This is a genomic window from Syntrophorhabdaceae bacterium (assembly GCA_036504895.1).
Classification (GTDB): Bacteria; Desulfobacterota; Syntrophorhabdia; order Syntrophorhabdales; family Syntrophorhabdaceae; genus PNOM01.
In genome coordinates this window covers 1-10,951 of the sequence record DASXUJ010000100.1, presented here as the reverse complement: position 1 = coordinate 10,951, position 10,951 = coordinate 1, and the positions used below count along the sequence as shown (strand labels likewise).

General features: G+C 53.6%; 10 protein-coding genes. 3 read left to right on the top strand and 7 right to left on the bottom strand.

What is annotated here, in order from left to right; all coding sequences use genetic code 11:
- Positions 1 to 221: 221 nt before the first annotated feature.
- Genes VGJ94_14455 through selA form a run of 4 tightly spaced genes read right to left on the bottom strand, consistent with a single transcriptional unit; the run spans position 222 to position 5,419 of the window.
- Positions 222 to 2,345 carry an ATP-binding protein gene (locus VGJ94_14455; GenBank protein ID HEY3277816.1) on the bottom strand — a complete coding sequence of 708 codons (2,124 nt, stop codon included), beginning with the start codon at positions 2,343 to 2,345 and terminating at the stop codon, positions 222 to 224.
- Between the two features lie 12 nt (positions 2,346 to 2,357).
- Complete coding sequence (pgeF, locus tag VGJ94_14450; GenBank protein HEY3277815.1) at positions 2,358 to 3,074, bottom strand: peptidoglycan editing factor PgeF; 717 nt, start codon at positions 3,072 to 3,074, stop codon at positions 2,358 to 2,360.
- Positions 3,064 to 4,035: an RluA family pseudouridine synthase gene (locus VGJ94_14445; protein ID HEY3277814.1), complete on the bottom strand. Its 972-nt coding sequence runs from the start codon at positions 4,033 to 4,035 to the stop codon at positions 3,064 to 3,066. Before VGJ94_14445 ends, pgeF begins: the two co-directional genes overlap by 11 nt.
- Positions 4,028 to 5,419, bottom strand: a complete 1,392-nt coding sequence (selA, locus tag VGJ94_14440) for an L-seryl-tRNA(Sec) selenium transferase (protein ID HEY3277813.1) — start codon at positions 5,417 to 5,419, stop codon at positions 4,028 to 4,030. Before selA ends, VGJ94_14445 begins: the two co-directional genes overlap by 8 nt.
- 308 nt (positions 5,420 to 5,727) lie before the next feature.
- Between selA and VGJ94_14435 the strand changes: the two genes are divergently transcribed.
- From VGJ94_14435 to VGJ94_14425, 3 genes are all read left to right on the top strand, one after another.
- Positions 5,728 to 6,948 carry an ATP-binding protein gene (locus tag VGJ94_14435; protein HEY3277812.1) on the top strand — a complete coding sequence of 407 codons (1,221 nt, stop codon included), beginning with the start codon at positions 5,728 to 5,730 and terminating at the stop codon, positions 6,946 to 6,948.
- A gap of 549 nt (positions 6,949 to 7,497) precedes the next feature.
- Positions 7,498 to 8,394 carry an RNA polymerase factor sigma-32 gene (locus VGJ94_14430; protein HEY3277811.1) on the top strand — a complete coding sequence of 299 codons (897 nt, stop codon included), beginning with the start codon at positions 7,498 to 7,500 and terminating at the stop codon, positions 8,392 to 8,394.
- Between the two features lie 482 nt (positions 8,395 to 8,876).
- A complete protein-coding gene (locus tag VGJ94_14425; GenBank protein ID HEY3277810.1) occupies positions 8,877 to 9,059 on the top strand; it encodes a YwbE family protein in 183 nt (60 codons plus the stop codon).
- A 186-nt stretch (positions 9,060 to 9,245) separates the two neighbouring features.
- On the opposite strand, the gene VGJ94_14420 is transcribed toward VGJ94_14425, so the two are convergent.
- The 3 genes from VGJ94_14420 to VGJ94_14410 all read right to left on the bottom strand — a co-directional run.
- A complete protein-coding gene (locus VGJ94_14420) occupies positions 9,246 to 9,668 on the bottom strand; it encodes a c-type cytochrome (GenBank protein HEY3277809.1) in 423 nt (140 codons plus the stop codon).
- 257 nt (positions 9,669 to 9,925) lie between these two features.
- Positions 9,926 to 10,648, bottom strand: coding sequence for a DUF2231 domain-containing protein (locus tag VGJ94_14415; protein ID HEY3277808.1), 723 nt, complete (start codon positions 10,646 to 10,648; stop codon positions 9,926 to 9,928).
- Positions 10,649 to 10,754: 106 nt separating this feature from the next.
- On the bottom strand, positions 10,755 to 10,951 hold a 197-nt coding region (locus VGJ94_14410), incomplete at its 5' end, for a hypothetical protein (protein ID HEY3277807.1).

Sequence of the window (10,951 nt, the reverse complement as noted above, 5' to 3'; positions counted from 1 at the left end):
TGGGCAGAGTCTTTTCCAGATCAAGGCGACCAGGAGGAGCCGACGAAGGTTTTTAATCCGTGAATTGACTTCATGGCGCACCTGTAGCCGTCCGGTTGGGTAGATTTTTTTCCAGGTCAAGGCGACCAGGAGGAGTAAAGTGAAGGCGTACTTTTAGTACGTCGAACTTTGTGACGACGCAGGCAACGCGGAGATGGGAAAAAAGATGCCCGACCGGGCGGCTACAGGGGGAGTTCGATGATGAATCGGGTGCCTCTCGGCGCATTATCCGCCACCGAGATCTTCCCGTGGTGCTCCAGGATTATGGAATTGACGATGGCGAGGCCGAGGCCGGTGCCGTCTTTATCTTTTGTGAAGTAGGGGTCGAAGATCCTGCCTTTGTCTTCGTCGGAGATCCCTTTCCCCGTATCGGCGAACTCTATGATGCCCGACCTGCTGGCCTTATCGTACCGCGTGGCCACGGCGATAGTCCCCCCCTCCGCGCCCAGGGCCTTTATGGAATTGGTGATGAGGTTGATGAGGGCCCTTTTCAAGCCGTCCCGGTCGAGCTTGATTCTGGGTGTGCTGCTCTGCTCGACCTCGAAGACTACGTTCTGGTAGAGGTGCCGGTAGAGCCCGATGGTCTCTTCCACCACGGAATTGATGTCTTCAAGGGTCTTGGCCTGGGAATTATGGGTGAGCTTCGTAAGCTCGTTCACAATGCCCTTGATGTCCTGAACGGAGGTGATGATGACCGAGGTCGCTTCATCGAGTATCCCTCTCTCATCTTCTCCCGCTTTTGGAAGGAGCTTTCGCCTGATCCTCTCGGCTGAGAGCATGATCGGAGTGAGGGGGTTCTTGATTTCATGGGTCAGCTTCCGTGCCACCTCTCTCCAGGTGGCGAGCTTCTCCGCCCTCACGATATGGCTTATGTCGTCCAGGGTCAGGATAAAGCCTTCATTCCGCATATCCTCACCTTTAAGCACGGTCAGAGAGGCCCTGATATAGGTGATCTCTTTCCTGAGCTTCAGTTTGATCTCCTGGGTCACGCTGGTGCTTTCCGACTCCTTTATCTCCCTCAGAAAGGATTTGAGTATGGAGCGGTAATCGTCGCCGAAGATCTCTTTCACATGGGTGCCCGGCGCCACTTCCCCTTCGATGCCGAGGATCATCCGGGCCGCCCGGTTGAGGAGCAGTATGCCGCCCTTTACATCGGTGGAAACAATGCCGGTGGCCACGTTATCAAGGATGACCTCGATATATCTCCTCTTCTCTTCGATCTCCTCTTTGGTGATCTTCAGCTCTTTAGCCATGGAGTTGAAGGCCGTGACAAGGGTGCTGATCTCATCCTTTCCCCGGTCTTCGAGATTGATATCGAATTTGCCCTTGGCGATAATCGACGCCCCTTCTTTGACGCGCCGGATAGGGGTCGTGATCTCCGTTGCCATCTTCGTGCCGACCCACACGGAAAAGAATATGGTCATAATAGTAATAAGGGAGAGGGGAACCATAAAACCGTATTTCAAAATCTTCTTGAGGGGCCTCGATTCCTTGAACTCCTGGTGGGCCGATGCGATCTCCTGGATCTTCTCCGCTCCGTGGACCCCTATGAGGTCACCCACGAGAAGCAAAGCCGTAGGATTCCCCGACTCGTCCCTGATCTTATTCCCCGCCACAAAAAGTTCTCCCTCAGGCATGGGCATAATCGACCTCATTGCACCGCCCTTGATGAAGAGTTTCACCTTTTCCGTAAGCTTCTGCACAATTTCCTCTTTGATGCCTTCGCTGCTTATCCTCAAGTCTCCGGACATATTATATACGGCAGCATATCCGAGGACGTGGTTCACCACCGCCTTGTCTATATAATCTTCCAGATCGGCATCCCTGGCGAAAAGCTTTTTCCGGCTGATCTCCCGGGACATCAACTCGCTCGTCTTGTCGTATCTCTGGTAGAGATCGTTATAGTAGAACTGGGAGAGCTCCAGGGCGTTGACCACCGTATCCTCTATTTTCTGGCTGAACCACTTATCCATGCTCACGTTGAAGAAACCGGTGGCGAGAAAGAAAAGGGTGAATGAGGGTATGAGGGAGACGCAAAGAAGGGTCGCAATGAGCTTCGTCTTCAGGCCCGAGCCCCATATCCCTCTCTTCTTCTCCAGGTATGTCTTGATGAGGGCCCGGCAGAAGAGGTAGAGGAAAAGGAGGATGAGGAGCATGTTGATATTGAAGATGACGACGATGATCTTGTTTTCGCCTACGGGGATGAAGCGCTTGAAGAAAGGAAGCTGGGTCTCCAGGTAGATGAGGAAAATAAAGATCGCCGCAATAACGGCGCTGAAAAGAAGGTCTTTCTTATAGGTTCTCATATGATACGGTAATTATACCTCGAATCGCCCGAGGGAGACAAAGTTTATCTGGCGCTCCACCTTTTCTCCTCCCCTGAAGGAATGGAAGCCGCCCGAGCAGAGAGTGCATGAGCCGGCCTCGTAGACGGCCTCCACGCCGGCGCGTGCGAGGGTCTCCCGGTTCGCTGCCCTGAGATCGAGCATGAGTGCACCGTCGATCCTGTGGATCACATTGGGGGAAAAGTCCTTCTCCAGAAAGACCTCTTCCACGTCCTTTTGCACTTCGTAGCAGCACGTCCCTATGGCAGGGCCTAAAAGGGCGATAATCTTCTTCCTTTCCACGCCCATTTGAACCAACATCCTTACTGCCTTGCCCGCGATCCCCAGGGCCGTGCCGCGCCAGCCCGCGTGTACAATGGCCGCGACAGGAAATTGAGGCTCCGCAAGTATCACGGGGAGACAGTCCGCGGTCTTGATGATCCCCGCCACCCTCTTTTCGAGGAGGATGATGCCGTCTCCCGATAAAGGGCGCTCGCCTCTTTGCACGAGATGAACCTCGTCCCCATGCTCCTGTTTCAAAATAACGAGGTCGCGAAGACCGAAGGCGGTGAGGAATTTTTGCCGCTCTTCTCCCTCCATTATATAAGAGGGTGTCAGGGACGTAAAAAACCCATGGCCGACGCCTCTTTCTTCAAGGTCGGGGGCGCAATAGTAGGTCCAGCCTGATTTTTCCCTCACCTCAAATTTCATGGGATGTAATGAACTCCTCCATATCCTCGGGCACCGGAGCGGTAACGACAAGCTTTTCACCGGTCGCGGGATGGATAAACGTTATCGAATAGGCGTGAAGGAGGGGCCGGTCCGCCAGGCTCCGGGCTTTTTTCCCGTATGCGTCGTCACCCACCACGGGATGCCCGATACTGGCGAGGTGGACCCGTATCTGATGGGTCCTCCCTGTCTTCGGGTATGCCTCTACATAGGAGAAGCCTTTCAATTTTTTGAGCACCTTGTATCCTGTCTCCGCCTCTCTCCCCTTATCCTTCAGGACCGCCATCTTTTTCCGGTCCACGGGGTGACGGCCGATGGCGCCCTTTATCGTCCCCTCGCTCTTTACCGGCGTACCTTCCGCAATCGCCCGGTAAGTCTTGGTGATCTCACGGTTCTTGAAAAGGGAGGAGAGCTGCTCGCCGGTCTTTCCGTCCTTGGCGATAATTATGACGCCCGTGGTGCCTTTATCGAGCCTGTGGACGATGCCGGGCCGAAAGAAAATCGGGGGGAATTCCGTTGCTTCGCCCTCCCCTTCGCTATTTTCATCTTCTTCCTCTTCCCCGTTCGCGAGAAAAGGGATCACTCCCCCCATGTAGCCGAGTATGGCATTTACGAGGGTCCCCGACCAGTGACCCGGCGAAGGGTGGACCACCATGTCCTTAGGCTTGTTTATGGCGAGGAGATAAGGATCTTCATAGAGGATGTCGAGGGGGATGGACTCGGGGGTGAGGGTAAGGGGCTCTTCCTGCTCCATCTCACCCTCAAGGAGGGTGCCTTTTTTCAATTTCGCCGAGGGCTTCGGAGGTTTGCCGTCCACGCGCACGTGGCCGGCCTCTATCATGTTCTTGACCTTGGTCCTTGTAATGGAAAGCTTTTCCGAAAGAAAGAGGTCGATCCTCTTGCCTTCCCCATTTACGATTATGGTGAACCGCGTCTCATCCATTCGCGAGGGCGGAGACGATGCCCGAGATCAGGACCGGCTCCTCATCCTTGAGCACGCACCTCAGGTCGAGAAGGACCGCTTCCTTTTCGATTCGTGCAATAATGGGGATCTCGAGGCAACGCAAACGCTCTTCAAGCCGGGACGCGCTGATGCCCTCAGGTTTCAGGACAATACCAAAAGAAGGGATATAGACATCCGGCAGGGTGCCGCCCCCCACTTCGGAGAACATGCCTGCCGGCTCCACGGAGGACCCCGTAAGGCGGCCCTTAAGGATCCTGACTATACGGGAGGCCCTCCTTCTCAGGGTCTCCTCGTCCATGTGAAGCATCTGCAAGGTCGGGACCTCCGCCTTTGCCTTCTCTCCGTCCAGATAAAGAAGGAGGGTTGCTTCGAGCCCCGCGAGGGTGAGCTTATCCGCTCTCAACGCCCGGGCAAGGGGGTTCTTTCTGATCGCCCTGATATATTCGTCCTTTCCGATGATGATTCCCGCCTGGGGAGCGCCGGGCAATTTATCCCCGCTAAAGGATATGACATCCATCCCTTTCGCGAGGTCCTCCCTGATGAGGGGCTCGCCGGAAATCCCCAGCTCCTTCAGGGGCATGAGAAGACCGCTTCCCGCGTCGAAGTAGGTAGGGACATCGTGCGTGCGCCCCAGCTCGGCAAGCTCGTCCACCCCGATCTCCCGGACAAAACCCTTGATCCTGAAATTACTTGTATGGGCCTTCATGAGTAAGGCCGTCTCACCGCCTATGGCCCGTTCGAAATCTTCCTTGTAGGTTCTGTTGGTGGTGCCCACTTCCCTGAGCACAGCGCCGCTCTTCTTCATCACCTCGGGAATACGGAACGAGCCGCCTATCTCGACCAGCTCGCCCCGCGAAATGACTACCTCCCGCCCCTCCGCCAGGGTATTGAGCACAAGGATCACTGCCGCCGCGTTGTTATTCACCACCAGGGCGTTCTCGCATCCGGTGAGCTTCCTTAAAATAAAGGTACAGTGCTCGTACCGGTCGCCCCGCGCGCCTTCGGCGAGATCGTACTCGAGGTTCACGTACCGTCCCGCCGCGTTCGTAATTGCTTTCACGGCGGAGGCAGGCAAAAGAGACCTGCCGAGATTGGTGTGAATTATCACCCCCGTGGCGTTGATCACCCGTTTGAGACTCGGCGCCGAGCGGCGCGCCACCTCGGCCCGGACCTCATCGAGCACCGCCTCGACAGGCGGGACCGCAGTCAGGTTGCCGTTCTTTATCCCGGCCCGAAGCCGGTCAAGACAATCCCGCAGCACGTCCTTCGCCAGCCCCTCAGGATAGATGCGCACAATCTCGACCCATCCCGGGACCTTGAACAGATCGTCGACCTTAGGTATTCGCCGGAGCAACTCGTTCATATCTTGTCCACCTGACCATTATTTATCATATTTCTATCATACAAAGACTCTATAATCAAACTGGATGGGGAAACTGTATTCGGAATATATAGGAATCCGGAAATCGGCGAATCATACCTGGCCTTATGGTAACCTCTTCAGTTGCGCCGGTTAACTACTAAACAATCGTCGCCCACTCGGCGAGACCTTGGAGATGGTGGATTTGGACACCCCCGGGGTTGACTTTTGTTCAGCCCTTGCTGATATTTCCGGAATGGTCTCCGATTGCATTTTGTCTTTGCATTCAGCACCTCTCGCGGGTATCAAGGATGAGGGATAGGGATAAGACGACAGAGCAGCTCATCAGCGAACTGGAAGGAATGCGGCGGCGAGCCGCTGAAGTGGAAAAGTTGGAATTTGCCCTCAGGGGGACTGAGGCGGCATATCGCGAGACCTGCGGATATGCCGAGGGGATGATGGACACCGTGCGCGAACCTCTTCTGGTACTGGACGATCAATTGAAGGTGCTCTCCGCCGGTCGCAGCTTTTATGAGACCTTCAAGACAACTCCGGGTGAGACGGTAGGAAAACACATTTACGACCTCGGAAACGGACAGTGGGACATACCTGAGCTCCGTACGCTGCTCGAGGATATTCTTCCAACGGGTGCCAAATTCGATCACTATGCGGTCAACCACGTATTTCAGACCATCGGACATAAATCCATGATCCTCAACGCTCGCAGGCTCTACCGGGAAGGTGTCGGCACACAGATGGTTCTCCTCGCCATCGAAGACATCACCGACCGGAAGCGGGCAGAGGACAAGATCCAGGCCCTCAATCAGGAGCTTAAGGGGCACATTGCGGAGCTTGAGGCCGTAAACGGAGAACTGAAAACCTTCAGCTATGCCGTTTCTCATGACCTGAAGGCGCCCCTTATCACTATCGGGGGTTTTTCCCGCAGGCTCCTGGAGAAACATGCCGACGGCCTTGATGAGAAAGGCCGGGAATACCTTAAGATGATTCACGCGAGCAGCACGCGGATGGAGAAACTTATTCAGGATTTGCTCGACTTCTTCAGCTCAGGAAGGAGGGCCGTAAACCTCTCGCCCCTCAAAATGGATAAAATGGCAGAAGAAGTCTTTAACCGACTCAGGGAATTGTACCCGAAACGAGAAATAAGCCTCCACGTTGATGCGATGCCGGATATGGAAGGCGACGAAGCAATGATTACGCAAGTCTTGGTCAACCTCCTGAGTAATGCCGTCAAATATACCCGGCCGAGGGAGATGGCGGACATTCACGTGGGCGGACGGGTTGAGCCGGAAAGAACCATCTATTTCGTGAAAGATAATGGTATCGGATTCGCCGCGGGCGATGCCGATAAGCTCTTTAATGCGTTCGAACGACTCCCCCAGGGTGAAGAGTTCGAAGGGACCGGTCTCGGTCTGGCTATTGTGAAGCGAATTGTCGAACGCCATGGCGGAGCAGTATGGGTCGAGGGAAGGATTGACCAGGGGGCTACGTTCTATTTTTCGATTCCCCGATGATATGTGGAAGACCGCAAGAAGGAGTTCCCTGAGGAAGAATAGTCTTGCGTAACAAGACGCTTTTGTCTCGTCGGCGAAACCTTTGACTTCTCCCGCAAGACTTTTGTCGGTGCCCACTGAAGGCCGCCCGAGTCGTCAATAAATGCAAGACCCTGTTTTCATTGATTATCTTGTGAGTGTTGATGTAGTCGCTCTCGTGGCACATTTCTTGTAATATTGGAAACAAGTCATACAAATCCTTAACATGGATAGTAATAAGAAATGTCCTGATAATTGATATTACATAGAGAGCGCCTGTTCAAAAAGTGGTTGTCGTGACGCAGGGCCTGTTCTTTTCCGGAGAAGGCGCCGGAATCGGTCGCCTTAAGCCGCAAAACACGCCGGATTGTAGTTTGACTCAAAGCCGGCAGTATTTTGAGGCAGGATTCAGCCGGCTACGCAGCACCCACACGATGACCGGAATATTCGAAGGGCCCTCCAAAAAAACGTAGTTGCAAAACAAACGGGAAGCAGCTCTTCCGGCTTTCCGAATGAGAGGAGGCAAAGAACATGACTCATTTACACGATGTGGATGTGGACGAAGGCGCGGTAGAATCAAAGAAGGATCTTCCCGTCGTTTTCGACCCCTTGAAAGCATACCTTAAGGAAATATCGGCCCATCCCGTGCTCTCGAGAGAAGAGGAGCTCGAGACCACGCGCCTCATACATGAACAAGGCGACCGGGAGGCTGCACAGAGGCTCGCCCTCTCGAACCTCAGGCTCGTGGTCAAGATATCGCTGGGATATTATAATTCTTACCTCAATATCCTGGATATGATCCAGGAAGGAAACATCGGTCTTCTTCGGGCGGTGCAGAAATATAACCCCTATAAGGGCACGAAGTTCTCCTCCTATGCGTCATTCTGGATAAGGGCCTATATCCTGAAATATATTATGGAATCCTGGAGCCTCGTAAAAGTCGGGACCACCCAGGCGGAAAGAAGGCTGTTTTACGGCCTCAACAAGGAAAGGAGAAACCTTGAATCCCTCGGCATCGATCCGTCCCTCGAGCGCCTTTCGAGCGATCTTGGGGTAAAGGAGAAAGAAGTCGTGGAGATGACCCGCAGGCTCGGCAATTCGGACGTGTCCCTGGACGCCCCCCTTGCCGACGATAGCAATCACACCATGCTGGACACCCTGGCCCATGACGACAATATCGAGGAAGTGGTAAGCAGGAATCAGGAATCGGAGGCGTTTTCGCAGAAGGTCGTAGAATTCAGAAACAAACTCAATGAAAGGGATGCCTTCATATTAGACCGTCGCCTCCTCGCCGAAGAGCCCGAAACACTCCAGGAGCTGGGGGAGCGGTTCAACATCTCCCGTGAAAGGGTAAGACAGCTGGAGATCAGGATAATGGGCCGCCTGAAGACAAGCTTCAGAAAAGAAAGGGCAGCCTTCGGAATGTGAGGCATCGGGGAAACCGCACGGTTTTGGAGAGTGACCCTTTACCTGCTCGATCCCCGGCATCTTTACACCCTTTCTGTTCCTTTGCCTCATCAAATCCCGTAAAATGGCACCGTGGATTTGCCCGAAAAACTGCAAACAGGCGGTTTGGGGAGTCACGGTGACGGGAGGACTCTATACTCCCCGCTTCAACTGCGCGCGTTACCCACCAAAAGACGGTTCGTCCGGCACTCAGCCACCCAACTCGTCGTACCTCCTCAAACATGGATGGCTGTCCTTCGGAACGTTTCTCCTCACCGGGTGGGTACCCGCCGGTGCTCGCAAGGCGCGTGGAGTAAAGAGCCCTCCCGTCCCCGTGAAGCGAATTAAAGGGGTGCGGGTTATATAAAAAGGGTGCCGTCATTTGTAAATTCCTATAAGCTAAATATGCCCGGCTTTGAAATAGTAACGCCATATGATATGTTAAAGGCGATATGGACGGAACAATGCGATCTGACATTCAACGGGGAACAAAAGTGGCAATCGTCCTCAAGAAAGATCAGCGCACCGGCACGCTGACTAATGGAACCGTAAAGGATATTCTGACCAAATCAGCGCACCATCCTCATGGGATAAAAGTCCGTTTGGAAAACGGAGAAATAGGGCGGGTAAAGAAGATCTTTCCCTGATTAAGAGAATGGGGCATCAGGCCCTGTATTTTGCAGGAGAAAAATCACACGCAAAAACAAGACCTGATCCTAAACCTTTTGGAATAGCCTTTCCTTCAACTCAGCTCATTGAGATATACTTCTTCCGAGCTGAAGGAGCCTTTACGTCGGATTGAACGGGTTCTCCAATCCCTCAAATAAGAAGAGCTATTTCGCCCCACCTGCCAGTTTTATCTTCTCGGCCGAAGCCGGGGTCAGGGGCTCGCCGTCAGGCTGAATGCCATTGGCCTGGAGGGCAAAAGCGATGATGTCGAGATACTCGTTGCTCTTCAGGCTGCCCGGCTTGTTGGCAGGCATATTCTTGCTTGCAAATTCATATGCCTGACCCGCCGTCTTCATTTTCGGCAGATATCCCGGACCAGCTACAGGAGAAGTCTTTTTACCTGCAAGTTTTTTACCGAATTGTTCGGGAACCGTACCGCCCTCGCCATTGGCCCCATGGCACACGGCACAATTTTTACCATAAAGTACCTTTCCATTTGACGCCTGATCGGTGGTATAGGCAAAAGCCGGCGCCACAAAAGCCAGAATCATTACACATACAACCAATTGGCAGATTTTACGTGACATATTATCCCTCCTTTTTGATTAACTTCACAGAAACCTTAATGCAGACACAAGGGAAAGTAAATAAATGCGGGTCTATTATGGACAAAAAAGCCCGGCAGAATAAGGGCTCACGAAAAGATGGGCACGAACATTACCGAAGCTTGGGAGTATTTCACGACACCGGCAGCATCGGAAGATCGTGTCGTGACACCGACATCGTCATCGGCGGCAGCAAGACGCGGTAAATAGAGTGAAGGGAACTGAAAACATGATGCCTCCTAATCCCTCGGCTTTCCATCGGAGCCTGTGGCATCGACGATGTAGAGCCAAAGCTCTTTCGCCTGTGCATCGGAGATTTTCGAGGCAAGGAAATCGGGCATGACACCCTTCGCTCCGTTGTCGAGTCTCGGGTCTCGTATCCAACGGAGAAAGGTCTCCAGGTCTATCAGTTCGGTCGATCGTGCGACAGGGGCAGTCGGGTCGACAATATTACCGCCGTATGGGTGGCACCCGCTGCAATTTACCCGGTACAGCCTTGCCCCGCTTTCAAACTGAGGAGCGGCCGGGGGAGATTTGTCGGTGTATATCAGCTGTCCACCGAAATAGCCTAACCCGACTACCGTAAAGACGCTCAGCACGTAGGCAGAAGCAACCGGCCATGAAACAGTCCCTTTCTTCCTGCCAAAGATCACAGAGACGCAAAGAAGAAGAAAAAGTACTATGGCAAGGACGATTTTTATCTTGATGGGATGGAGCCACCCGCCGGCATAGTAATGCTGCCAGTCCATATAGCCGAGAAGGGCGGTGGGAAAGACGAAGATGAGAGCGGTTATTGCGCAGTATCGTGCCGCCCTCGCCGTCTCCTCGTGCCGGAAGAGGAGACTCGCAAGGCCAAGAAGGAGGGCGCCAAAAATCAGGCCCACAGGTATGTGGGTAACGGCAGGATGGAGAGGGTGGAGATATCCCATGTTCTCCAAGAGTTGGTAAAGACGATTCATCATCGTATCTCCTCAAAGATAAGTGATTGCCTCATCTTAAGATAACCGCTCCTGACACGACTTGCAAGGGAGTGATCGGGAAGTACTTGACCAACAGGCCACTGCGAATTTACGACCCGTACCAGAATATCTGCACGAGGAGCATGGCAACCAGCACCGCGATGCAGGAAAAGGGAACCGCTATCTTCATATATTTCCAGAGGTCGATTTTGTAGCCCCGTTTCTCCAGCATGCCGCAGGCAAGGACGTTGGCGGTGGCGCCCACGGGGGTCAGGTTCCCTCCGATGCCGGTGCCTATGAGCATCC

Coding starts and splice junctions, on each gene's coding strand:
- VGJ94_14455 (HEY3277816.1), bottom strand. CDS start 2,345: ATGAGAACCTATAAGAAAGACCTTCTTTTCAGCGCCGTTATTGCGGCG.
- VGJ94_14420 (HEY3277809.1), bottom strand. CDS start 9,668: ATGTCACGTAAAATCTGCCAATTGGTTGTATGTGTAATGATTCTGGCT.
- pgeF (HEY3277815.1), bottom strand. CDS start 3,074: ATGAAATTTGAGGTGAGGGAAAAATCAGGCTGGACCTACTATTGCGCC.
- VGJ94_14415 (HEY3277808.1), bottom strand. CDS start 10,648: ATGATGAATCGTCTTTACCAACTCTTGGAGAACATGGGATATCTCCAC.
- VGJ94_14425 (HEY3277810.1), top strand. CDS start 8,877: ATGCGATCTGACATTCAACGGGGAACAAAAGTGGCAATCGTCCTCAAG.
- selA (HEY3277813.1), bottom strand. CDS start 5,419: ATGAACGAGTTGCTCCGGCGAATACCTAAGGTCGACGATCTGTTCAAG.
- VGJ94_14430 (HEY3277811.1), top strand. CDS start 7,498: ATGACTCATTTACACGATGTGGATGTGGACGAAGGCGCGGTAGAATCA.
- VGJ94_14445 (HEY3277814.1), bottom strand. CDS start 4,035: ATGGATGAGACGCGGTTCACCATAATCGTAAATGGGGAAGGCAAGAGG.
- VGJ94_14435 (HEY3277812.1), top strand. CDS start 5,728: ATGAGGGATAGGGATAAGACGACAGAGCAGCTCATCAGCGAACTGGAA.